This window comes from Brevundimonas halotolerans (assembly GCF_003730275.1).
Classification (GTDB): domain Bacteria; phylum Pseudomonadota; class Alphaproteobacteria; order Caulobacterales; family Caulobacteraceae; genus Brevundimonas; species Brevundimonas halotolerans.
Genome location: NZ_QTTA01000010.1, coordinates 411115 through 434648, shown reverse-complemented (window position 1 = coordinate 434648; position 23534 = coordinate 411115). Strand labels below are relative to the sequence as shown.

Below are 23534 nucleotides of genomic sequence, written 5' to 3'. Positions count from 1 at the left end.
CGCCCGCGCCAAGCGGCGGAGCGTAAACCGCGCGTTAACCCAATCAGACTGGTCTGGGGGCCTGAGAGGGAGGCCCGACCATGGACATCACACCCAAGCTTGCCGAAGCTCGCCGTCTGCTGGACGGGGACGCCCCGAAACCGGCGGCGCGACAGGCGATCGGGGCGCTGGCGGCCATGGGCCTTCTGGCGGCGGCGGCGATGCTGATGGCCGGCGCCGTGGTGCTGGGCCCAGGCGTCCAGTTCGAGGACCCTGCGCCCGCAACCTCAGTCGTTTCCTGAGACGAAACGCCACGCATCCTCTGCCGCGCGCATTGGGGCCCGGGCCTTGGCCAGGGTCTCCGCATATTCGGCGGCCGCATCGCTGTCGGCGACGACCCCGGCACCGGCCTGCACATGGATCTGGCCCGGTGTGAACAGGGCGGTTCTCAGCACGATACAGATATCGGCCTGACCGTCGCTGGAGATGTAGCCGACCCCGCCGCCATAGCCGATGCCGCGCTTTTCGGTCTCCAACTCGTCGATGATCTCCATGGCCCGCACCTTGGGCGCGCCTGACAGGGTGCCGGCGGGCAGGGCGGCCAGCAGGGTGTCGACGGCGTCCAGCCGAGGGTCCGTCTTGCCGGTCACGTTCGAGACGATGTGCATGACCTGGCTGTAGCGTTCGACGACGAAGCTCTCGGTGACGGTGACGCTGCCCGGGCGGCTGACCCGGCCCACGTCATTCCTGCCCAGATCCAGCAGCATCAGATGCTCGGCCCGCTCCTTGGGATCGGCCAGCAGTTCGGCCTCCAGTCGCTGGTCCTCGGCCTCGGTCGCGCCCCGCGCGCGGGTGCCCGCCAGCGGCCGGATGGTGACGCCGCCGTCCTTCAGCCGCACCAGAATCTCGGGGCTGGAGCCCGCCATCTGGAAGCCGCCGAAGTTCAGATAGAACAGATAGGGCGAGGGGTTCTGACGCCGCAGCGAGCGGTAGAAGGCGAACGGATCACGCGTCCACTCCGCCGACAGCCGGTGGCTGAGCACCACCTGAAAGATGTCACCCGCCTCGATATAGCGCTTGGCCCGGTCGACCATGGCGGCATAGGCGGGGGCGTCGACGCGGGTGTCGAACACGGGGGTCGGCAGAGGCGCAGCGCGCGGGCGCGACAGACCCTGATCCAGCCGGGCCTCGAAATCATCCAGCCGGGTGATGGCCTGCGACAGGGCCTGATCGGCAGGCGTGGTTCCATCCGGATAGGCAGCGGCGACCAGCACGATCTCGTGGCTGACGGAGTCGAAGATGGCGACCAGCGAGGGGCGGGCCAGCACGGCATCCGGCAGGTTCAGCGGGTCGGGATTGGCCTCACCCAGCGGCTCCAGCAGGCGGACCATGTCATAGCCGAACGCCCCGAACAGGCCGGCGGCCATGGGGGGCAGGTCTTCCGGAAGGTCAAAGCGGCTGGCCGCCATCAGACGCCGCAGCGACGTCAGGGCATCATCCGCCTCATCGACAAACCGGTCGGTCGCGACGTCAGGGCCACGCGCCAGCGCTGCCTTGCCGTCCCGACAGCGCCAGACGACGTCGGGATCGAGGGTCAGGATCGAATAGCGGCCCTTGACGGCGCCCCCCTCGACCGACTCGAGCAGGAAGGCATAGGGGCGCCCCTTGCCGACCTTCAGATAGGCCGAGACCGGGGTCTCCAGATCGTCGATCCGACGACGGACGACGACCTGGGGAGTACCCGCGTTCCAGGCCCGGGCGAAGGCCTCTGGATCGACCGGCGAACGCTCGTCGATCATTGAGCCCCGGCAGCGGCTCCCGCCGGGGCGGCGGGGGCCTCTTCAGGCAGACCGAGAGCCTGGCGGGCGGCACCGACGTCATAGCTGGCCTTGGAGTTCGCCTGGGTCCAGCGGATGGCGCTGTCGCCCAGACCGGAGACCAGGTCCTGGGTGATCCGCGGGCGTATCCGTTCCGCGATCGGCGCGACTGTGGCGGCGTCGGAGGCGCGGATGTCATCGACGACGCCGACGGCAAAGGCCGTCTGGCTGGCCGGCTGGACAAATACCTGCCCCTTGGCCTGACCGAACAGGCCCTGCAGCACACCCGGACCGATGGCTTGCTGGGTTTCCTCATCCTGAAGCGTGTTCTCGCGCGTGATCAGGGTAGCGCCGACCGAGCGGGCGACTTCGGCGATATCTTCACCGGCGCGGACGCGCGCGGCCAGTTCCTCGGCCTTGGCGCTGAGCAGGCGGCTGTTTTCACGGGCCGTCCATTCGCGCACGAGGATCTCGCGGACATCGTCCAGGGCCGGCATGGCCGCAGGGCGGATGGAGTCGAGGCGCAGCACGAAATACTGGCCCTGACCCGCGTCGATGACATCGCTGACACCGCCTTCGGGCAGACGCCATGCGGTCTGGAAGATCTGGGGCGGCGCATTGATCTGGCTGCCGTCCGCGCGGAAGCCCTGTTCCGTGAAGGCGGGCAGGGTGATGATGCGGGCGCCGACCTCTTCGACGGCCTGTTCCAGCGACATGCCGCTGTTGCGGGCCGCCTCGTAACGCTCAACGCGCTCGAATTCAGCGCCCGTGGCCGCCTCGGCCTGAAGCTCCTGAACGATGGCCTCGCGCACGCCTTCCAGCGTCGCGGCCTCGCCGGGCTGGATGGCGGTCACCTGAACGACGGCAAAGCCGACGCGGGTCTGGACGGGGTCGGAGACACCCGGCCTAGCCAGACCGAACACGGCGGCTCCCACGGCGGGATCGGGCACGGCGCTCTGCGGGGTTTCGGAATAGGGGGTGGGCTCGACGCCGGGGTTCTCGCCCGCCTTCAGGGCCGTCGAAATCCGCTGGGCAGCCTCGTTGCTCGCGGCCGGATAGACGGCAAAGGTCCGACGTTCGGGAATGGACAGGGAGTCCTTGCGGAACTCGAACCGCTCCACGATGGCCTCTTCGCTGATCTCGGGTGCCTGTCCGGGCGGATTGTCGAACAGCACGATCGAGGCGACCCGGGTTTCGGGACGGCGCAGCTGGGCCTCGTTCTCGTTCATGAAGGTGGTCAGCTGGGCGTCGGTCGGGGCGGGCGCGGTGCCGGCCATTTCCTGGGTGACGGCGAACCAGCGGCCATCGCGGCGTTCCAGCGCGCCATTGGCGATCACGGCGCCATAGATCCGGGGCACCCGGGCGGCCGCATACAGCGACGCACCGAAGTGATTCTGGGCGTACTGGTCGGTCAGATCCTGCTCGAGGTCGGCAGGGGTCATGTTCTCGCCCTGCAGGACGGTGCGGTAGGCCTCTTCGTCAAATTGGCCGGTGATCTGGTTGAAGAAGGCGGGGATTTGGCGAATTTGCTTGAGGACCAGTTCCTTGCCCGGGCGAATTCCCACGCGGCGCGCCCAGTTCTGGAAGGCCAGTTCCTGCGTCTTGCCTTCAAGATATCGAATGTGGATGTTCTGGCCGACCAGATCCTCGGTCGTGACCGGGGCGCCGGTCTGTTCCTGATAGTTGGCGCGCACCTGGTCGAAATCCGCGAGGAATTCCTGCTGAGTGACGCTGCGGTCGCCAGCCTTGACCACATCGCGCGGCCCAAGGGAGGCGAAGATGTCCGCTTCGTTGCCGACGATCAAAAAGCTGACGGCGATCAGCCCGATAATGGCAATCGCCCAGGGCGATTTGGCGAAGTTGCGGAAGTTGCTGATCATGACAAACCTTGAGCAGTGCGCAGGTGCCCACGCGGGGCCTTATCGGCGTATAGGGGCAGCACCCCCCTTGCGGCAAGACACAGGCTTGGCGCATCCGTCATCTGCTCCTAAACCTTGGCCATGGAAACGCCCGTGAAACTGATTGTCGGCAACTGGAAGATGAACGGCCTGACGCCAGCGCTGGAAGAAGCCGGCGCCCTGCGTCAGGCTCTGGAGGCTGATCCCGTCAACGCCCGTGTCGGCCTTTGCCCGCCCGCGACCCTGATCGCGCAGATGGCGTGGAAGCTGGGGGCCGGGCCGGTCGAGCTGGGCGGGCAGGACTGTCACGACAAGGATTCCGGCGCCTTCACCGGCTCTGTTTCGGCCCCGATGCTGGCGGACGCGGGCGCGCGGCTGGTAATTCTGGGACATTCCGAGCGTCGCGAGGGGTTTGGCGAAACGGACGCCGATGTTGCCGCCAAGGTTGAAGCGGCCCTGCGTGCCGGGCTGGAGCCGATCGTCTGCGTCGGCGAGTCGCTGGAGACGCGCGAGGCCGGTCAAGCCGTTGCCTTTGTCACAGCCCAGGTCCGGGCCTCCCTGCCCGATGCGCTGAAGGACCGGCCCTTCGCCCTGGCCTATGAGCCCATCTGGGCCATCGGCACTGGCCTGACACCCACGCTGGACCAGATCGCCGAGGTCCATGCCGCCATCCGTGACGCCCTTGTCGAGCGATTGGGCGAGGGCGGTCGTCGGCCCCCCATTCTGTACGGCGGGTCGATGAAGCCGGACAATGCGGCTGAAATCCTGGCGGTCCCCGAGGTCGGCGGCGGACTTGTCGGCGGTGCGTCGCTCAAGGCCGACGATTTCATCCGCATCATCCGGGCGGCCTGATCCGCGCCCCGAACGCGTTTGCGCCCTTACGACAAGAATGATAGAGCCCGCCGCTTGATCGGCGCAGCCCCGTGCCACACATATAAGCAGCCATGCTCCAGACCATTCTCCTCGTCGCCATCATCCTCGTTTCGCTCGCCATGACGGCGTTGGTGCTGCTGCAGCGCTCCGAAGGGGGCGCGCTCGGCATGGGCGGTGGTCCGTCGGGCTTCATGACGGCGCGCGGTGCGGGTAATCTGCTGACCAAGTCGACCTGGATTCTGGCGATCCTGTTTTTCATTCTGGCGCTCAGCCTGACGGTGGCGGGCAATATGTCTCGCGGGTCCAGTTCCGGGATCGATGCTGATGCCGTCGGCGCCCTGGTCCAGCCGACTGCCCCCGCGACCGATGGCACCGAGCCGGGCGTTGCGCCGCCTCCGGTCGCCGCACCTGACGCGGCCCCGGCAGCGCCGACGCTGGACGATCTCGACTCGCTCGCCGGCGCAGAGCCCGCCCAGTAGGCTTTCGACCCCGCAGCCCCTCGGCTCGGCCAACTTTCCTGCGGATTTCAACAGGCGTTTGGTCCCTTGATGAGGATCGCCCCTGTGCGCGCCGCGAATCGACGCTAAGGTGATCTCCCATGGCCCGTTATGTGTTCATCACTGGCGGCGTGGTTTCCTCATTGGGAAAAGGCCTCGCCTCCGCCGCCCTTGGTGCGCTGTTGCAGGCGCGTGGCTACAGCGTGCGGCTGCGCAAGCTTGACCCCTATCTGAACGTCGATCCGGGCACGATGAGCCCCTATCAGCATGGTGAGGTGTTCGTCACCGACGACGGCGCCGAGACCGACCTCGACCTTGGCCACTATGAACGGTTCACCGGGGTGTCGGCGGCCAAGTCGGACAACATCACCACCGGCCGCATCTATTCGACGATCATCGAGAAGGAACGCCGCGGCGACTATCTGGGCGCGACGGTGCAGGTGATCCCGCACGTCACCGATCAGATCAAGCAGTTCTGCCTGACGCCCGCCCTGACCGATGAGGGCGAGGACGTGGACTTCGTGCTGGTCGAGATCGGCGGCACGGTCGGCGATATCGAGGGTCTGCCCTTCTTCGAAGCGATCCGCCAGCTGGGTCAGGACCTGCCGCGCGGTCAGTCGTGCTTTGTGCACCTGACGCTGCTGCCCTTCATCAAGACCGCCGGCGAGATGAAGACCAAGCCGACGCAGCACTCGGTCAAGGAGCTGCGCTCGATCGGCATCCAGCCCGACATCCTGCTGTGCCGCAGCGAATATCCGATCCCCGCCGACGAGAAGCGCAAGATCGGCCAGTTCTGCAACGTCCGCCCGTCGGGTGTCATCCAGGCGATGGATTCGGCCGACATCTATGCCGTGCCGCTGGACTATCACCACGAGGGTCTGGATGCCGAGGTGCTGGCCCACTTCGGACTGGATGACGCGCCGGCGCCCGATCTGTCGGGCTGGCAGGAGATCGTGCGCCGTCGCCTGCACCCGGACGGCGAGGTCACCGTGGCCATCGTCGGCAAGTACACGGTCCTGAAGGACGCCTACAAATCGCTGATCGAGGCGCTGCACCACGGCGGCGTGGCGAACAACGTCAAGGTCAACATCGACTGGGTCGAGTCGCAGACCTTCGAAGGTGACCGCGAAGCCTGTGACGCCCGCCTGCAGGGCGCGCATGCCATTCTGGTGCCGGGCGGCTTCGGCGCGCGCGGGGCCGAGGGCAAGATCCAGGCGGCGCGCTTCGCCCGCGAGCGCAACATCCCCTATTTCGGCATCTGCTTCGGCATGCAGATGGCGGTGATTGAGGCGGCGCGGAACCTGGCGGGCTACCCCGAGGCCTCCTCGACCGAGTTCGGCCCGGCCGAAGAGCCGGTCGTCGGCCTGATGACCGAGTGGACCGTGGGCAACCAGCGGGTACTGCGTCAGGCCGATGGTGATCTGGGCGGCACCATGCGGCTGGGCGCCTATGATTCGACGCTGAAGGCCGGGTCCCGCATCGCGGAGATCTATGGCACGACCGACATCAGCGAGCGGCACCGCCACCGCTATGAGGTCAACATCAACTATCGCGAGGCGATCGAGGCAAAGGCGGGGCTGATCTTCGCCGGTCTGTCGCCGGACGGGGTCTTGCCCGAGACGGTCGAGCGCACCGACCACCCGTGGTTCATCGGCGTCCAGTACCACCCGGAGCTGAAGAGCCGCCCGTTCGCCCCCCACCCTCTGTTCGCCAGCTTCATCGAGGCGGCGCTGGTGCAGAGCCGGCTGGTCTGACCGGCCGGGGGTTGGTGCGGTCGTAACGCTTGCGTTCTTCAGCGGGGCTGGTTCGGGCCCGGCCATTTGTGCGCTATCCGACCCGACCCCTTGGTGTCGTCCGCCGTGATCCGCCCGGAAGCGGCCGTTGGAGGGCTCTATGAAGGCATTGTCCGTCGAATTGCCGGGCTGACTGAAATCCGGGGTGACCCCGTGAGGGTAGACCCATAGGTCGAGGTTGCGGGAGACGAACCGGGCTCAATCCGGGAGCCTTACTCACAGCATTGGCGGAATGTAGGGATTGCATCTTAACCGGTCAGGCTCCGTCGCCGACAACCTCTGTAGCTTCGACAGCTAGCGCCGCCCAGCGCCCCTCGGCCTGAACCACGCCGGCGCAGCAGGCGGGGCACAGTTGAGCTGCATCCCCACCCCCTTCAGGAAGGCCCGGCGCAGGCGGCCAGCCTCGACGGCTGACTGCATCTGACGGTCGCTTTGCTCGGCGCCGGACAGGCGCCGGATCCAGCTCCGTCCCGGGATGAAGTCAGTGCTGGTATCCCGGACCAAATCCAAGGCTGCCGTTGCAGCTGCGTCAGCGGCGCGCTCGCTAAGCAAGCCCGGATCATCCGGCGCTGGCTCGTCAACATCAGGGCCGAGGGCCTCGTTAAGCCGGGCGATCTCGGCAGCGATGGTGCGACACTGGTTCAGGTTCCTCAGTCCATAGGGACTGGTCAGGGCTTCCAGAAGAACGGCGGGGATCTCGTCTTTGTTGAGGTTCAGGTCTTCCAGGGGAGCGGTGGCCGCAGCGCCAAATCCGCTCTGGAACTGCTGTACCCCGCCCCTAGCCGACTGTCCTGCATTGCAGGAGCATAGAGAAACTGCAAGGGGAAGGCAGAGCAGAATGAAGCGCATAACAGATTATTACCCCCAAAGCGACGTCTACGCAAAGTCGCCAAAATGGCCAGACGCGGTCTCGTGCTGATCAGAACCTGCCGTTACGCACGCAAACGAAGTCTGGATGGCAAGAGCCTGCCGGTCAGAAGGCAGCCGACTGTTCCGGGATGCTCCGCCGCCTGCAACCGGGTTCCGTAATCACTTTGTGGAGGCAAGAGCCTGAGACTGTTCGGTCAGTCCGCTCACTTGTCGTTCAAGGTCCAAAAGTGCCTTTCGCTGAGGAGCCAGATTCCTGGCGACCGAAATATCCAGAGCTCGGGCGGCCGCGACCACCTCAGAGAGGTCCTTCTGCAGGGGGTCGCCTTCATTCAATGTCACGGCCTCGAGCGCCCTGACTGACTGGTCCATGGCGTCGTTGGCCAGGCCGAAATTTCGATCATCCAGCGCCACGGTGGCCCGATACACCCATATATTGGCAATCAGAAGGTCGTTGGCCGTCATCTGGGCCTGCAGCCTGAGTTCGCTGGCGTCGCGGGCGGCCCGAAGTTCCCCAATCGTGCCACGGGCTGGGATGTCGCGCGACATATACCCGCCGCCAAAAAGCAGGGCGGCAACAACTGCGGCAAGTCCGAGTCGGATCACTGCCGATCGCAAGGCGGGCGAGGGTGATGGTTCGTTCATGAAAGCAGATCTCTGTTCCCCCCGACGGCCATAATTCGGTTTCAGATCAGAAGGTATCGGGAGACTCAGGCTACAGAAAAAATATACTTACAAACCCTTCCAATCGAATAAGTGTTTAAGAGCGCATTAACGCGCAGCCCAAGCAAGAACATCAAAATGCGAAAAATCGTCATTCTTTCAACCGCTTTTGCCGCTGCAGGTGTCCTGTCGGCATGTGCGTCCATCGGTGGTGGCCAGGATCTCCGTATTCTTTCCGCGAACGAAGATGGGATCACCTATCAAGTGAAGTCGACCAAGGTTTCGGAAACGGAAAGCGCCGCCCGCAGCTACTGCGAAGCGCGAGGCCGTACGTCGGTACTCGACCGCGTGACGCCAGTCGATGGCAATGCCAATGTTAGCTACTTCTGCCGTCAGCAGTAGTTTCGGTCGAGGGTCTGCGGGTCACGTCCGGGTCAGATCACCCGACGAAACGCTGCGGAACCTTCGCCTCTGAGGCCTTCAGCCCGGCACCCAGAGTATAAACGGCTCTGACCCGGAAACATGAGAGTGTCCAAAGGGGCAGTTGCAAGAAAGCCCCCGGCCAACCGCCGGGGGCTTTTTGGCCAGGTCACGAGCCGGTGTCCGGATCGCGCTCGGCGAAGCGCATGGTGATCCTCGCATCAGTGTCCTACCCAACCCAGAAAACCCTACCGGTGCCAAGCCGTACCCCTTTGCGGAACTGACCGCTGCGTCCAGGCGGACAGTGTGTGCAGGGCTATGGATGACCTTCTCTCGCACGTGTCTCTTCTATAACGGCTTCAGCGCCGTACTGGCTTGCGAGAGCGTCGCGACGCCCGGTTGGCCACGGGACCCGCAAGATACTACGGCTCCGCGGAAGCGGTTATAGGTGGTCTAACAGGTTGGCCATAAGATCACTGTTCGAGATTGTACTGGTATAACAGTATGTTCTCGACATGGTTGGTGCGGATGAGAGGACTCGAACCTCCACGCCTCGCGGCGCTGGAACCTAAATCCAGTGCGTCTACCAGTTCCGCCACATCCGCAAGGTTCGCGGCAGGCCTTAGCCCATTTCGGGCCGGGCGGGGAAGGGCCTGCTGCGCTCAGCGCAGGTCCGTCTGTCGCTGCAGGCCGTACAGGGCCTCATCCATATCCTCGGCCCGGGCCGCGATCACGGCGCGGGCGTCAGTGATGGCGCGGTTGTAGAGGATGGGCCCGAGGTCGAGGATGACCCGATCGAGGATCAGATCGGCCTGCAGGGCGCCGATCTCGACGTCCAGTTCGTCGGCCAGAACCTGACGTAGGCCGGCCGAGGCCGCCTGCCGGGCCTCGCGCGAGAGTTCGATGGGTCGGCTCATGCCACCTCCGCAAGGGCTTCCTCGGCCGCCACCCATGCGGCTTCGGCGGCGTCGAGGTCGGATTGGGTCTTCGCCCGGGCACGGGTCAGGCCTTCCAGCGCCTTGGGGTTGTTGACCAAGGCATTGGCCATGTCGTCGTCGATGCGGGCGATCTCGGCGGTCAGCTGGTTCATCCGCTCTTCGGCCTTCTTCACGGCGTGTCTCAGCGTTGAAGGAGAAGGGCCGGATTTCTTTTTGTTTCCCCTATCGCTCGCACCGCGGGTGCTCGCTGCTTGAGGGGCGGCCTCTTCCTTGATCTGGCTGGGCTTGACCGCAGCGGCCCTGGCCCGGTCGAGGACGAATTTGGCATAATCGTCCATGTCGCCGTCCCACGGCTTGACCGTGCCGTCGGCGGCCAACCACAGGCGGTCGGCGACCATCTCCATCAGCGAGCGGTCGTGGGTGATCAGGATGACGGCGCCGTTGTACTCATTGAGCGCATCCAGAAGGGCGCGCCGGCTGTCGATGTCGAGGTGGTTGGTCGGTTCGTCGAGGATCAGGACGTGCGGGGCGTCCATGGCCACCTGATTGAGCAACAGGCGCGCGCGCTCGCCGCCGGACAGGCTGGCGACGGTCGTTTCCTGCTTCTCATAGCCGAGGCCCCACTGGGCCAGTTTCGACCGGCGGCTGCTTTCGGAGGCATCCGGCATGGCGCGACGGACGATCTCGAGCGGGGTGTCGGTCGGGTCCATGGCCTCGATCTGGTGCTGGTGGAACCAGCCCACGCGCATCTTCTTGTCGCGGTGCAGTTCGCCTTCAAAGATGTCGAGCGCGCCGGCGATCATCTTGGCGAAGGTCGACTTGCCGGCGCCGTTGACGCCCAGCAGGCCGATGCGGTCGTCCAGATCCATGCGCAGGTTGAGATTGCGCAGGATCGGCTTGCCCGGCTCATAGCCGACATTGGCCCGCTCCAGCCGGATCAGCGGCGGGGCCAGCGGCCGGGGCGGCGAGGGCAGGATGAAGGGGGCGACGCGCTCCTCAATGGTGGTGGCGACGGGCTGCATCTTGGCCAGACGCTTCATGCGGGACTGGGCCTGGGCGGCCTTGGAGGCCTTGGCCTTGAACCGGTCGACGAAGGCTTGCAGGTGGGCGCGCTCGGCGTCCTGCTTGGCCTTGGCCGACAGCTGCAGCCGGGCCTTTTCGGCGCGGGCCTGTTCGAACTGGTCGTAGTTGCCGGTGTAGAGCGTCAGGGTGTGGTTCGCGAGGTGCAGGATGTGGGTGCAGACCTCGTTCAGCATCTCGCGGTCGTGGGAGATGATCAGCGCCGTCGCCGGATATTTCTTGAGCCGGGCCTCCAGCCACAGGGCGCCTTCGAGGTCGAGATAGTTGGTCGGTTCGTCGAGCAGCAGCATGTCCGGCTCGGCGAACAGGGCCGCGGCGAGGGCCACGCGCATCCGCCAGCCACCCGAGAAATGCGACATGGGCCGTTGCTGGTCCTCCTGGTCGAAGCCGAGGCCGACGAGGATTTCGGCGGCGCGGGCCGGGGCGGCGTCGGCGTCGATCTCGATCAGCCGCGTCCAGATCTCACCCATCTCCTCGGGCTCGGCGGTTTCCAGCCGGGTCAGCAGGTCGTGGCGCTCCTCGTCGGCCTCGAGAATCGTTTCGAGCACGCTGACAGGCGTGGCCGGGTGTTCCTGATCGACCGAGCCGATGCGGGCGGTCTTGGGCAGGCTGATCTCGTCGCCGCCCGCGGCCAGCTCGCCGAGGATCAGCTTGAACAGGGTCGATTTGCCGATGCCGTTGCGGCCGACAAGGCCGACCTTGGCGCCGGGCGGCAGGGAGACAGAGGCATCGTCCAGGAACCGGCGGCCCCAGGCGTTGAAGGTCAGATTGGTGATTTGAAGCATGGGGAGGAGGAATATCGCATGTGACAGGGCGACGCCGGAAGCACGGGGGCATGTCCGGTGTCACGGAGACGGTTGGAAAGGCGCGGGCGCCCCGCTATAAGCCCGCGACCCGAAACCCCCAAACGAAGACTGACCCCCATGACCGAACGTACCTTCTCGATCATCAAGCCCGACGCGACGCGCCGCAACCTGACCGGTGCGATCAACGCCGTGATCGAGGGCGCCGGCCTGCGCATCGTGGCTCAGCGCCGCGTGAAGCTGAGCGAAGCGCAAGCCAGGAAATTCTACGAAGTCCACGCCGAACGCCCCTTTTACGGCGAACTGGTCGGCCAGATGACCGCCGAGCCCGTCGTCGTCCAGGTGCTGGAAGCCGAAAACGCCGTGGCCAAATACCGCGAAGTCATGGGCGCCACCAACCCGGAACAGGCCGCCGACGGCACGATCCGCAAGCAGTTCGCCCTGTCGATCGGCGAGAATTCGGTCCACGGCTCGGACTCGATCGAGAACGCCGGCATCGAAATCGCCCAGTTCTTCACCGACGACCAGATCGTCGGCTGATCCCGAGCGGATCACGGATTGAGGCCCCGGGGGAAACTCCGGGGCCTTTTTCGTGGGCGAAATACCGTCTGAACCGTCTGAACCGTCTGAAATCCCTCCTGCGCGGCTGGTCCGGCGAACCGGGCAGTATAGGCGCAGCGGGAGGCAGGGCGGGCTGAAAGGCGTCGGGCGCGCGCAGGACGTTGATCCGACGCGGGATTTGTCAGGTGGACGTGGAGTCCGGTCAGTCCAGCCCCGCGCAGAACCGCCCCAGCGCCTGCGGATACAGCCGGTGTTCGGCCTCCAGCACGCGGGCGGCGAGAGTTTCCGGGGTGTCGCCCCCCAGCACCGGCACGCGCGCCTGATCGAGGATCGGGCCTTCGTCGACGCCTTCGCTGACGAGGTGGACGGTGCAGCCCGCCTCGGCGTCGCCGGCGTCGAGGGCGCGGCGGTGGGTATCGAGGCCGGGGTATTTCGGCAGCAGGCTGGGGTGGATGTTCAGCATGCGACCGGACCAGCGGCCCACCAGCCAGGGGGTCAGGACGCGCATATAGCCGGCCAGCGCCACGACCTCGATGTCATGGGCGCGCAGGGCCTCGTCGAGAGCGGCCTCGTGAGCCTCCCGGTTCTTGCCGTAAGGGGCGTGGGGCAGGGCGACCGTGGCGATGCCGCGCTCTGCGGCCCAGGCCAGACCCGGCGCCTCGGGCCGGTTCGACAGCACGAGACTGACTTCATAAGCCGTGTCAGAACACTCCACCAAGGCCCGCAAATTACTGCCTGTTCCCGAGATCAGGACAGCGACGCGGACAGGCGGACGGGACACGCGCGGCGGTTACTGTGCGGGCGCGACGCGATAGTCGCCAGCCGGACCGGGGAAGGTCACCGGGCTTTCGAAGCCATCCTCGGACACGGCCGAGACGCCAAAGAACCAGTCGTCGATGACCACGCCTTCCAGCACGGCCGAGGTCGAGTCGCCGCCCGGGATCCAGCGGCTGTGGGTCCACTGCGGGGCCGTGGTCGAGCGCCACCAGACACGGTAGCCGGCCGCACCCGGTACAGCCTGCCAGCGCAAGGTGGTGTCGGGCAGCACCGCGCCTTCGACCACCACGCCGGTGGGCGGCGCCGGAGCCCAGGCCAGGGCGGCCATGGTGATCACGTTCAGGCGGGTCGCCTGGGCCAGATAGTCGAAATTGACCCCGTCGATGGTGTCGCCATAGCGAACGCCGTCCTCGACCCGCAGGTCCTGATGCTGGCGGTCATAGTTTTCGGAGCCTTCGGTAATGCGGACGGCGGGGAAGCCGACGCGCAGCATGGCCACCTGATCGCCGCCGCGACCGTAGCGGTCGGTGCGATAGACCATCTCGACATCGAAATTGGTTAGATAGCGGTCGGCGATGCTGTCGATGAAGCGGGCGAGGTTGCGCGAGGAGGAGTCGACCTCACCGCCGTTGTAGCGGCGCGTGGCAGCCTGGGAGTCGGTCTCGACCGTCTTCGTGCCTTCCGAGAAGACGCGGATGCGGGTGTTGTCGATGACGCCGCTCTGGCCCTCGATATTGCCGACCATGTCGTTGTTCAGATTGGCCTGGACGAACCAGCCCTGTTCGACGGCGTAGTCCGCGACGATGCCGGCGCCGACCAGACCCTGCTCCTCGCCGGTCAGGGCGGCATAGACCAGGGTGGCCTCGAACTCATAGGCCGACAGGATGCGGGCGGTCTCGATCAGGGCGGCCACGCCGGAAGCGTCGTCATTGGCGCCCGGCGCGTCGGAAGTGAAGTCCATCACATCGGTGACGCGCGAATCCAGATGGCCGGAGATGATGATGACACGGTTGGGATCGCCGGTCCCGCGCTGGATGGCGACGACGCTGACCACCTCGGTCGGGTTGGGGATGCGACGTCCGGTGACGACCTCGGAGGGGGTGACGACCTCGATACAGCCGCCGCAGGTCTGACTGATGCTCTCGAATTCCCGCGCGACCCAGCGGCGGGCGGCGCCGATACCGCGCGTGTCCGACCCGGTCTCCGACAGGGTGTGGCGGGTGCCGAAGCTGACCATGGTCTCGATGTCGGCGCGCATCCGCTCGGGCTGAACCAGCAGGCCGAGCGCCCGGAGTTGGGGCTGGTCCACGGCAGCCGAGGTCTGGGCGGCGGCCGGGGCCGCGAGGCCCACGGTCAGGGCGGCACCGGCGGCAAGGCAGAGGGACGCGATCAGACGCATGGCAATCTCCTGAACAGGGGCGTTACCGTGACGGCATCGCCCCCCGGGGGTCAAGCGCTCAGGCGCTGGCCTGAAGCTGGCCGCAGACAAAGGCGGTCTCGCCGGCTTCCAGCAAGCCCTCCAGCACATCCTCGACGTGCTCGGGCCCGACGATCAGGATGAAGCCGACGCCACAGTTGAAGGTGCGGCGCATCTCGCGGTCCGAAATGCCACCGGCCTCGGCCAGCCAGTCGAACACCGCCGGGCGCGGCCAGGCCTGCCAGTCGAACACGGCCTCCAGCCCGGGGGCGATGCAGCGCGGGGGGTTTTCGATCAGGCCGCCGCCGGTGATGTGGGCCGCGCCCTTGATCCAGCCCTGTTTCATCAGGGGCAGCACCGGCTTCACATAGATGCGGGTCGGCTCCATCAGGGCCTGGGCCAGGGTGCGGTCGTTGGCAAAGGGCGCATCGTCGGCCCAGGTCAGGCCGCGCGTCTCGATCACCTTGCGGATCAGGGAGTAGCCGTTCGAGTGCGGGCCGCTGGAGGCCAGGCCGATGATGACATCGCCGGTGTTCTGCAGGTCGTGGCGGGGCAGGGTGTGACCGCGCTCGACCGCGCCCAGCGAAAAGCCCGCCAGATCATAGTCGCTGCCCTCATAGAGGCCGGGCATCTCCGCCGTCTCGCCGCCGACCAGGGCGCAGCCCGCCTGACGACAGCCCTCGGCGATGCCGGCCACGACGCGGCGGGCGGCCTCCACGTCCAGCTTGCCGGTGGCATAGTAGTCGAGGAACAACAGGGGCTCGGCGCCCTGGGCCAGCAGGTCATTGACACACATGGCCACCAGATCGATGCCGACGCCGTCGTGGCGGCCGGTGTCGATGGCGATCTTCAGCTTGGTGCCGACGCCGTCGGTGGTGGCGACGATCAGCGGGTCGGTGAAGCCGGCGGCCTTGAGATCGAACAGGGCGCCGAATCCGCCCAGCGAGGGCTCGGACCCCTTGCGGGCGGTGGATTTGGCCAGCGGCTTGATGGCGTCGACCAGCCGCTCTCCGGCGTCGATATCCACCCCCGCCTGGGCATAGGTCAGGCCGTTGGGCGGGGGAGAAGGACTGTCGCTCATCGAACACGAACCTGAATCAGTGGACGGAATTCCGGCGCCCCTCTTGCCATGAGGGCGCACGCCGGGGCTATAGCATTCAAATGACCCCGATCACCACCAATCCAGCCCTTGTCGACTTCTGTGCGGAACTGGCGAAGGCGCCGTTCATCGCCGTGGACACCGAGTTCATGCGCGAGACCACCTATTGGCCCCGGCTGTGCCTGATCCAGGCGGCGTCGGCGGACGTATCGGGGATCATCGACCCGATGGCCGAGGGGCTGGACATGGAGCCCTTCCTCGACCTGCTGCGGGATCCGAAGATCATCAAGGTCTTCCATGCGGCGCGGCAGGACATTGAAATCTTTGTGCGGCTGGGCGCCATGCCCCTGCCGATGTTCGACACCCAGGTGGCAGCGATGGCGGCGGGCTTTGGTGATCAGGTGTCCTATGAGGCGCTGGTCCGCCAGATGCTGAAAAAGGAATTGGACAAGGGCAGCCGCTTCACCGACTGGGCCCGGCGGCCGCTGTCGGAGGCGCAGCTGACCTATGCGCTGGGCGACGTGACGCATCTGGCCGCGCTCTATCCGCGGCTGCGCGAGCAGCTGGCCAAGGCCGGGCGGCTGGACTGGGTGCTGCAGGAAATGAGCGCCCTGACCGATCCGCAGCTCTACGACACCACACCCGAAAACGCCTGGAAGCGCCTGAAGCCCAAGAAGTATTCCGCCAAATATCTGGCGGCATTTGTGGCCACCGCCGTCTGGCGCGAGCGCATGGCGCAGGAGCGCGACCAGCCGCGCGGGCGAATCATCAAGGATGAGGCGATCGACGAAATCGCCACCCAGGCGCCGACCGATCCGGACGCCTTCAACCGCCTGCGGTCGGTGTCCAAAGGATTCGGGGCCTCGCGGCTGGGCGAGAGCCTGATCGCCGAGCTGAAGACCGTGCTGGCCGACCCTGAGGCCCATGCGCCGGATATCGAGCGCCCGGGGCATCGCCCGGCGGCAGCGCCGTCGGTGGTCGAGCTGTTAAAGGTGCTGCTGAAGGCCAAGAGCGACAATGCCGGCGTGGCGACCAAGATGATCGCCAATGTCGCGGATCTCGAGAAGATCGCGCTGGACGACGACGCCCCGGTCGACGCCCTGAGGGGCTGGAGGCGCGAGATGTTCGGCGAGGATGCGCTGAAGCTGAAGCGCGGCGAACTGGCGCTGGTGCTGAACGGCTCGCGCGTCGAGGTGGTCGAGATCGAGGGCTAGGCGGGGGGCGCCGCTGCGGGCTCCCACAGCTCGATGGGATTGCCCTCGGGATCGTGGATGCGGGCAAAGCGACCGACCTCTGGTGCGTCCCACTCGGCCTTGGTCAGGACGTCGATGCCCGCGGCCTTCAGCGAGGCGATCAGGCCGTCCAGATCATCGACGCGCAGGTTCAGCATCCAGCGTTTGTCGGCGGCGAAATAGTCGCTGTCGGCCTTGAACGGCGCAAAGACCGTGGGTCCGGCCTGCTGGTTCCAGATGAAGACCCCCGGCGGGGCGCCGACGCCCAGATGCGTCAGATACCATTCGGCCAGACCCTCGGGGTTATCTGATCTGAAGAAGAAGCCGCCGATGCCGGTGACTGCCATGGGTGTCCCTCCCTGTTCCGGTCCGGACCGTGCCCGGCTCAGTCGCCGCAGACAAGGTCGAGCGTATCGGCAAGGGATTTCAGACGCCTGCGCGTCTGTTCGCCCAGCAGCATGTCGGCGTAGCCATCTGCAGGCGTCAGCGTCAGGGTGCCGTCATCGATCGCGAGGCGCGCACCGGCCAGCAGCTGGGGCGCGCGGCCGGACAGGTCACAGGCCAGCCGGATCGCCTGGCCCAGGGCCCTGGCGTGGCGGCGGCCCTCCTCATCCAGCAGGCGGTTGATGACGTCGGGCTGGGGCGTAGCGGAGGGTCCGCCATAGCGGGCATTCAGCGCGCAGGCGAGGAAGGCCCGCTCGGCGTGGGTCTGGCCCGGGACCGGTGCGCGCAGCACCTGCTCGAACACCAGTTCGACCCGGTGGTCCGGATGCAGGCGCGCGCCGAGATCGCACAGGTGACAGGCGGCGGTGGTCAGGGTGCGGTCGCGCTCGCGCCCAAAGGTTTCGGGCAGGGCCGGCAGGACCGGGTCGATCCACGCCTGAACGGCGCCCGGCAGCAGGGGCGAGATCCCCTGACGCGCGCCCCATGTGGTGCAGCCGGCGATCAGCGGGTCGCTGGCCAGATGTTCGGCGGAGAGCGCTTCCTGCAGCAAGCCTTCGCGCAGACCCCAGGCCGAAAACTCGACGGTCTTGAGTGCCAGCTTTTCGATCAGGGCCTCGAGCACCAGGGCGGCATAGGGCAGGGTCTCGGCCCGCCGGCGCGACACCCCCGGCGTCCGGTCCAGCGAGGTCCGCGACTGGCGCGACACGAACCGCGCCACCTCGTGGGCATCGTCGGCGGTCATGGCGTATTGATGGACGATCTGCAGCGGATAGTCGGACATGGCCATGTGCAGCTGGGCGATGCTGCGCCAGGCGCCGCCGACCGCGTGCAGGGTCGGGGTCTCGAAGTCCGCGGTCTTGCCCTTCAGGCGCTTGTCGATCCTGGCGCGCAGCTTTTTGGCGTCGAACTCGCTGTCGTCCGCGAGCGAGAAAGGGCCAAGCGGCAGGGTGATGCCCTGGCCGACCTCGCCCTTGCCGAGCCGGATCAGCTCCAGACTGGCGCCGCCCATGTCGGCGGCGACGCCCTCGGCGGTCGGATGGCCGGCCAGAACGCCCCGGGCGGCATAGCGGGCCTCATCCTCGCCCGACAGGACGCGAACGTGAAAGCCGGTCTCGGCCGCCACCCGCTCACAGAAGGTGACGCCATCCTCGGCCTCACGCACGGCGGCGGTGGCGGCAATGAAAACATGCTGGGGGCGCACCCCCTCGATCACGGCGGCGAACCGCCGAAGCGCCGGCAGGGCCATGGCCACGCCCTCTTCCGACAGGCGACCGGTCTGCGGGAGGTCGCGGCCCAGACCCGCCAGCACCTTTTCGTTAAACACGGTCCAGATGGCGCGGCCTTCCAGCCGGTACAGCACCAGACGGACCGAGTTGGAGCCGATGTCGATCACCGCCGCATCGGCGGACGCCATGGCCGTGGCCGGTAAGGGCTCAGGCATCCGGACGATCGTAGCGCAGCGCGGCCGGCAGGGTCTTCACCTTGCTGCCGCGTCCCGACAGGCTGGGATTGGTCATGAAATAGCGGTGGGCCGAGAAGGGCCGCTCGGGATCGGCGGGCTTGAGCCGACGGTAGTTGCCGTCCGAATCCAGCTCCCAGCTCTGGGCATCATCCTTGAGGTTGGCGACCATGATCTGGTCCAGAACCTGATCGTGGACGGTGGCGTTCAGCACCGGGGCCATGACCTCGACCCGGCGGTCCAGATTGCGATTCATCCAGTCGGCCGAGGAGATATAGACCTTGGCCCGGTCATTGGGCAGGTCGCGCCCGTTGGCGAAGGCGACGATGCGGCTGTGCTCGAGGAACCGGCCGACGATCGATTTGACGCGGATGTTCTGGGACAGGCCCTTCACGCCCGGTCGCAGGCAGCAGATGCCCCGGATCACCAGATCGATGCGCACGCCCGACTGGCTGGCCCGGTACAGGGCGTCGATGATGTCGGGATCGACCAGCGAGTTCATCTTGGCCCAGATAGCTGCGGGCTTGCCGCGTGCCGCCGCCGATATCTCCTTTTCGATCAGGGCGATCAGGGTCGACTTCATATTGAGCGGAGAGACGACCATCTCTTCCATGTCGTCGGGCTGGGCGTATCCGGTGATGTAGTTGAACACCCGGTTGGCATCGCGCGTCAGGGCCGGCTGGCAGGAGAACAGCGACAGGTCGGTATAGATGCGCGCCGTCACCGGGTGATAGTTGCCGGTGCCCACGTGGCAGTAGGAGCGCAGGGTGTCGCCCTCGCGGCGAACCACCACACTGAGCTTCGAGTGGGTCTTGTACTCGACGAAGCCGAACACGACGTGCACGCCGGCCCGCTCCATGGCCCGGGCCCAGCGCAGGTTGGCCTCTTCGTCAAAGCGCGCCTTGATCTCGACAACGGCGGTGACGTTCTTGCCGTTCTCGGCGGCCTCGATCAGGGCCGCGACGACGGGACTGTCGCGCGAGGTGCGGTAGAGCGTCTGTTTGATGGCGATGACGTTGGGGTCGCGTGCCGCCTGACGCAGGAACTGCACCACCACATCGAAGCTCTCGAACGGGTGGTGGATCAGCATGTCCTTCTCGCGGATCGCCGCAAAGACATCGCCCCCGTGGTCGCGCACCCGCTCGGGATAGCGTGGCTCATAGCCGGGGAATTTAAGGTCGGGATGCCCGCCCGGGATCAGGTCGGAGACCTGGGCCAGGCCCAGCATGCCGTCGACCATCACCACGTCCTGCGGCTGGGCGTGCAGTTCGCGGGTGATGAAGTCGCGCAGATCGTCCGGCATGGACGCCTCGATCTTGATCCGCACCACCGAGCCCATGCGCCGCTGCTTCAGCGCCTCCTCGAACTCCATGACCAGATCTTCGGCCTCTTCCTCAATCTCGATGTCGGAATCGCGGATCAGGCGGAAGGTGCCGCGCTCCAGCACGTCGCAGCCGGGGAACAGGTGGTCGATGAAGAGCATCAGCAGGCTCTCCAGCGTCACATAGCGGGTGCGGCCCTTGGTCGAACGGCCGTCGGTAGCCAGCGGCCAGAAGCGTTTGACCTGGGTCGGGACCGGGACCAGCGCATACAGAATCCGGTTGTCTCTCCGCCGCCTCAGCTTCAGCGCCAGCGAAAAGCCGAGGTTCGGCAGGAAGGGAAAGGGGTGGGCCGGATCGATGGCCATCGGCGTCAGGATGGCGAAGAGCTGGTTCAGGAATTCGGGCTCCAGCCGCTCGCGCTCGGTCTTCGTGGCGCGGCTGGCGTCGATCACCTCGATGCCCGCTTGTGCCAATTCGACCTTCAGCTTGCGCCAGCGCTTCTGCTGGTGGGCCATCAGCTCGCCGGCGGCTTCATTGACCCGCTCCAGCGCCTGGGCGGGCGTCAGGCCGTCGGCCGACAGCACCCGCACCCGCTCGCGCACCTGACCCTTCAGACCGGCGACGCGGGTCATGAAGAACTCATCCAGATTATTGGCCGAGATCGACAGAAAGCGCAGGCGTTCCAGCAGCGGATGGGCCGGGTTCGACGCCTCTTCCATGACCCGGCCGTTGAAGGCCAGCCACGACAGTTCGCGATTGATGAACCGCTCGGGCGAGGCCATCAGCGATTCCGACAGTTTGAGCTGGGGCGCGCGCGACGAGGGCACGACCTCGCCGACGGCCTGATCGGTGATGGAGGACAGTTCGGGGGAAGGCGTTTCCGTCATGATGTGGTTCTGGCCCGTGCGAATGACAGCCGCAACCTTCGATCTCACTCCGGGGCGAACAGGTCGCCGCTTTCGTCCAGAACCTTGCGCGCCAGAACCCGGGTGACCGGGGCGTGGGCCTGATCCAGCAGGTCGACGATCCGCTCGACGCTGTCGGCCGACCGGTCCACGCGCCGGATCAGATAGTCGATCACATCGTCGGCCGGCTGCAGACTGCGTTCGGCAAAACGGGCCCGGAACATGGCCGCGAGCACGGCATCGTCCGGCGGCTGGATGCCGAGAACCAAAAGGCCATTCAGGCGCGACTTCAGATCGGGCAGCTCCACCGGCCACGATCCGGGCGGGTCGCGGGAGACCAGCAGCAGAGATCCTCCCGGCGCCTGGGCCAGGTTCAGCAGGTGGAACAGGGTCTCGTCATCGACGGTTTGGGCGGCATCCAGCAGCAGGGGGCGACTCTCCAGCTCCAGCGGGTCCGCCAGTGCCACCTCCATGCCGTGAAAGGGCAGGGCGCCGACACGCTCGGCCCACAGGCGCGCCAGATGGCTCTTGCCTGATCCTGCGGGGCCAAAAAGGGCCGCAGCCCCGCCCAGTGCCGTGGGCCAGCCCTGCAACGCCTCATGGGCCGCCGCGTTCGACGCCGAGACGACAAACGCCTCCTCGCGCCCGCTCAGGCCGCGCCGGAGGGGCAGTCGCATCTGTCCGGGCCTGTCCGGGGAGGCTGTCATGCCGCTGACATATCAGAACCCGGCCCAAAGCGATCAAGGCCGCCTGTGGTCAGGGGGGACAAGCGCGCCCGCCTGTGGATGAACCGGTTCAGCGTCGCCGTCTGACCCGTCGCCAGGCCGCCTCAAGGCCGAGTGCCGCCAGCAGCGACAGGCCGGTGAGCGGGAAGATCACCCCCAGCGGCACGACAATCCCCAGCACGGCCGCGCGGGCCCGGGGGTCGGTCGGCCGGGGCGGAGCGGTCAGGCCAGCACCTCTCGGCCGCCGCTTCCACGCCATCAGCCCGCCGCTGATCCCCAGCACCCAGATGCCGATACAGCCGAACAGCATCAGCAGCCGGTTGATCTCGCCGTACTGCATGCCCTGGTGAACGGCGATGCCCCACTCAAACGCCTTGGCGCCGCCGCCGAACTGTTCCCAGCGCAGGTCACCCACCACCTGCCCGGTCATGCCGTCGACATAGAGGCTGCGGGCGTCCTCGGCCTTTCGGGTCAGGCGCGCGATGGAGAAGGCCAGCGACGGGTCCTCCGGGATCGACACCGTATAGGGCTGGCCCATGCCCTCGGCCTCGGCGGTGGCGATCACCCGCGACAGGATGCCGGGGCCTTCGGAGGGCGCGTGCAGGACCGCGTGCTCCATTGTCCAACCGGTGCCGGATGGGGCGTTGTGACCCTTGCCGTGGCTCCAGGCGCTGGCGGCGGCCGGAGCGGGGGGCCGCCCCAGACCGCTCTCGCGCATCACATTGAGGAATTTGTCGCCCCAGACCGCCGACCAGGGCATGCCGGTCAGGGCGAGGAACAGGATGATGCCGCCGGCATAGAGGCCGGTCACCGCATGGGCATTCCGCCAGAAGGGCCGCCGGGCCGGATCGCCGGGGCGGGGCAGGGCGACGGCGACGTCGCGGCCCTTGCGCGGCCACCACAGGAACAGGCCGGTGGCGAACAGGATGATGGCCCAGCCGGCGACGATCTCGACCAGAATATTGAAGGGCTTGCCGAACAGTTCGAGGCTGTGCAGCTTTTTGACGATCTCCATCACGCCCTGTCCGCCGACCGTGCCGGTGACCTGACCGGTATACGGATCGACGAAGGCCGTGCGCTCGCCCTGATCCGTGCGGACGCGAACCTGTACGGCGCGGTCCGGGCGGTCCGGGACCACGACGGCCGCAGCCGTGCCGCCGACCGCCTGTTCAGCGGCCTGTCGCCATTGATCGGGCGAGGTGCGGGCCTCGCGGACCTCGACGGTGGCCAGCGAGCGGTATGCGACGCCCTCGATCTCGGCCTTGTAGAGATAGAGGCCGCCGGTCAGGGCCATCAGCATCAGGAACGGCAGGACAAACAGTCCGGCATAGAAATGCCAGCGCCAGACAGCGCGGAAGGCGTCGGAAACAATGGGGGAATTCATAAAAGCAGGATCCTGGAATCAGACAGGGAACACACACGCAACGGCGTCGTGCGGACGATGAGGAGGTCTGATCAGGCTTGCGGTGGGGCGGTCGCGGGCGGCTTGGGCGAATGGCGGAAGGCCGGCCGGGCGGTCTCCGGCAGGGGCGCGGGAGCGGTGGCGCGGGGCTCGACCGGCGGTGCCGCGAGGGTGACCGGCGGCACATCGACCGCCTGCAGGCCCGACAGCAGGGCCATGGCGCAGGTCAGGGTGGCGCGGTCGTCATCTTCCGCTGGCACCGGGTGGCCATCGGCGTCCAGCATAACGCGGACGATCTGGCCCGAGCACAGCTGGACCGGAGTGTCGGTGGCGGTCGAAGCGGCGACGGCGGACGGCAGCAGGGTGGCGAACACGATGGCGAAGGTCGCGGCCAGAATGGCCAGCGCCCGCGTCAGGCTGATCTCATCGGTCGGTTCGCGTGTCACGTCTCCCCTATGCTACATTGTAACGTCCGCGAAAAGCCCCCTGAGAGGGGCGGCGTGCCGCACGGCGGAGCGCCCGCACGCTTGACTTTCAGCGGCGATAATGCGCCCTTCCGCCCT

At 66.8% G+C, this 23534-nt stretch carries 22 protein-coding genes, 1 tRNA gene and 1 pseudogene; 7 read left to right on the top strand and 17 right to left on the bottom strand.

All coding sequences use genetic code 11. The features are described from left to right. The first annotated feature begins 80 nt into the window (after window positions 1-80). On the top strand, window positions 81-281 hold the full coding sequence (locus EG854_RS05575) for a peptidoglycan-binding protein (RefSeq protein WP_123286711.1): 201 nt from the start codon (window positions 81-83) through the stop codon (window positions 279-281). Here the strand turns inward: EG854_RS05575 and trpE are convergent. Further along, on the bottom strand, window positions 267-1778 hold the full coding sequence (gene trpE, locus EG854_RS05570) for an anthranilate synthase component I (protein ID WP_123286710.1): 1512 nt from the start codon (window positions 1776-1778) through the stop codon (window positions 267-269). The two genes, EG854_RS05575 and trpE, sit on opposite strands and share 15 nt — an antisense overlap. Next, window positions 1775-3676: a peptidylprolyl isomerase gene (locus EG854_RS05565; RefSeq protein ID WP_123286709.1), complete on the bottom strand. Its 1902-nt coding sequence runs from the start codon at window positions 3674-3676 to the stop codon at window positions 1775-1777. Before EG854_RS05565 ends, trpE begins: the two co-directional genes overlap by 4 nt. 120 nt (window positions 3677-3796) lie before the next feature. Between EG854_RS05565 and tpiA the strand changes: the two genes are divergently transcribed. The 3 genes from tpiA to EG854_RS05550 all read left to right on the top strand — a co-directional run bounded on the left by tpiA (window position 3797) and on the right by EG854_RS05550 (window position 6818). Then, window positions 3797-4546: a triose-phosphate isomerase gene (tpiA, locus tag EG854_RS05560; protein WP_123286708.1), complete on the top strand. Its 750-nt coding sequence runs from the start codon at window positions 3797-3799 to the stop codon at window positions 4544-4546. 92 nt (window positions 4547-4638) lie between these two features. Further along, window positions 4639-5046, top strand: a complete 408-nt coding sequence (gene secG / locus EG854_RS05555) for a preprotein translocase subunit SecG (protein ID WP_164461870.1) — start codon at window positions 4639-4641, stop codon at window positions 5044-5046. A gap of 119 nt (window positions 5047-5165) precedes the next feature. After that, window positions 5166-6818, top strand: coding sequence for a CTP synthase (locus EG854_RS05550; protein WP_123286707.1), 1653 nt, complete (start codon window positions 5166-5168; stop codon window positions 6816-6818). A gap of 93 nt (window positions 6819-6911) precedes the next feature. Here EG854_RS05550 and EG854_RS05545 read toward each other — a convergent pair. From EG854_RS05545 to EG854_RS05535, 3 genes and pseudogenes are all read right to left on the bottom strand, one after another. Continuing rightward, window positions 6912-7049: pseudogene (locus EG854_RS05545) on the bottom strand (IS3 family transposase); the annotation flags it as partial. A gap of 102 nt (window positions 7050-7151) precedes the next feature. Beyond that, window positions 7152-7706: a hypothetical protein gene (locus EG854_RS05540; protein ID WP_123286706.1), complete on the bottom strand. Its 555-nt coding sequence runs from the start codon at window positions 7704-7706 to the stop codon at window positions 7152-7154. Window positions 7707-7886: 180 nt separating this feature from the next. Next, entirely contained in the window at window positions 7887-8369 is a 483-nt protein-coding gene (locus EG854_RS05535; RefSeq protein WP_164461868.1) for a hypothetical protein, read from the bottom strand. A gap of 156 nt (window positions 8370-8525) precedes the next feature. Between EG854_RS05535 and EG854_RS13095 the strand changes: the two genes are divergently transcribed. Beyond that, window positions 8526-8789 (top strand): hypothetical protein, encoded by a 264-nt coding sequence (locus tag EG854_RS13095; protein ID WP_164461866.1) that lies wholly within the window; start codon window positions 8526-8528, stop codon window positions 8787-8789. 538 nt (window positions 8790-9327) lie between these two features. Here EG854_RS13095 and EG854_RS05530 read toward each other — a convergent pair. The 3 genes from EG854_RS05530 to EG854_RS05520 all read right to left on the bottom strand — a co-directional run bounded on the left by EG854_RS05530 (window position 9328) and on the right by EG854_RS05520 (window position 11610). Continuing rightward, window positions 9328-9412 (bottom strand) — tRNA-Leu (locus EG854_RS05530). Window positions 9413-9469: 57 nt separating this feature from the next. After that, complete coding sequence (locus tag EG854_RS05525; RefSeq protein ID WP_164461864.1) at window positions 9470-9724, bottom strand: DUF2164 domain-containing protein; 255 nt, start codon at window positions 9722-9724, stop codon at window positions 9470-9472. Then, entirely contained in the window at window positions 9721-11610 is a 1890-nt protein-coding gene (locus EG854_RS05520) for an ABC-F family ATP-binding cassette domain-containing protein (RefSeq protein WP_123286703.1), read from the bottom strand. Before EG854_RS05520 ends, EG854_RS05525 begins: the two co-directional genes overlap by 4 nt. Before the next feature lie 138 nt (window positions 11611-11748). Here EG854_RS05520 and ndk point away from each other — a divergent pair, with 138 nt between their 5' ends. Beyond that, window positions 11749-12168 carry a nucleoside-diphosphate kinase gene (ndk, locus tag EG854_RS05515; protein WP_123286702.1) on the top strand — a complete coding sequence of 140 codons (420 nt, stop codon included), beginning with the start codon at window positions 11749-11751 and terminating at the stop codon, window positions 12166-12168. A 223-nt stretch (window positions 12169-12391) separates the two neighbouring features. Here ndk and purN read toward each other — a convergent pair whose 3' ends face one another. Genes purN through purM form a run of 3 tightly spaced genes read right to left on the bottom strand, consistent with a single transcriptional unit; the run spans window position 12392 to window position 15464 of the window. Then, window positions 12392-12970 carry a phosphoribosylglycinamide formyltransferase gene (gene purN, locus EG854_RS05510; protein ID WP_123286701.1) on the bottom strand — a complete coding sequence of 193 codons (579 nt, stop codon included), beginning with the start codon at window positions 12968-12970 and terminating at the stop codon, window positions 12392-12394. Between the two features lie 9 nt (window positions 12971-12979). Next, window positions 12980-14365, bottom strand: coding sequence for a M28 family peptidase (locus EG854_RS05505; protein WP_123286700.1), 1386 nt, complete (start codon window positions 14363-14365; stop codon window positions 12980-12982). Window positions 14366-14423: 58 nt separating this feature from the next. Next, the gene (gene purM, locus EG854_RS05500) at window positions 14424-15464 is read right to left on the bottom strand and encodes a phosphoribosylformylglycinamidine cyclo-ligase (protein WP_123286699.1); all 1041 of its coding nucleotides are present in this window, start codon (window positions 15462-15464) and stop codon (window positions 14424-14426) included. A gap of 80 nt (window positions 15465-15544) precedes the next feature. Between purM and rnd the strand changes: the two genes are divergently transcribed. Beyond that, a complete protein-coding gene (gene rnd, locus EG854_RS05495) occupies window positions 15545-16696 on the top strand; it encodes a ribonuclease D (RefSeq protein ID WP_123286698.1) in 1152 nt (383 codons plus the stop codon). Here the strand turns inward: rnd and EG854_RS05490 are convergent. The 6 genes from EG854_RS05490 to EG854_RS05465 form a co-directional block, all read right to left on the bottom strand. Then, complete coding sequence (locus tag EG854_RS05490) at window positions 16693-17061, bottom strand: VOC family protein (protein ID WP_123286697.1); 369 nt, start codon at window positions 17059-17061, stop codon at window positions 16693-16695. The genes rnd and EG854_RS05490 overlap by 4 nt on opposite strands. 38 nt (window positions 17062-17099) lie before the next feature. Then, entirely contained in the window at window positions 17100-18599 is a 1500-nt protein-coding gene (locus EG854_RS05485) for a Ppx/GppA family phosphatase (protein ID WP_241153145.1), read from the bottom strand. Then, window positions 18592-20826: an RNA degradosome polyphosphate kinase gene (locus EG854_RS05480; protein WP_123286896.1), complete on the bottom strand. Its 2235-nt coding sequence runs from the start codon at window positions 20824-20826 to the stop codon at window positions 18592-18594. Before EG854_RS05480 ends, EG854_RS05485 begins: the two co-directional genes overlap by 8 nt. 44 nt (window positions 20827-20870) lie before the next feature. Further along, window positions 20871-21521, bottom strand: coding sequence for a P-loop NTPase family protein (locus tag EG854_RS05475; RefSeq protein WP_241153144.1), 651 nt, complete (start codon window positions 21519-21521; stop codon window positions 20871-20873). 118 nt (window positions 21522-21639) lie between these two features. Further along, entirely contained in the window at window positions 21640-22953 is a 1314-nt protein-coding gene (locus EG854_RS05470; RefSeq protein WP_123286694.1) for a PepSY-associated TM helix domain-containing protein, read from the bottom strand. Window positions 22954-23024: 71 nt separating this feature from the next. Beyond that, complete coding sequence (locus EG854_RS05465; protein ID WP_123286693.1) at window positions 23025-23417, bottom strand: hypothetical protein; 393 nt, start codon at window positions 23415-23417, stop codon at window positions 23025-23027. Between the last annotated feature and the right edge of the window lie 117 nt (window positions 23418-23534).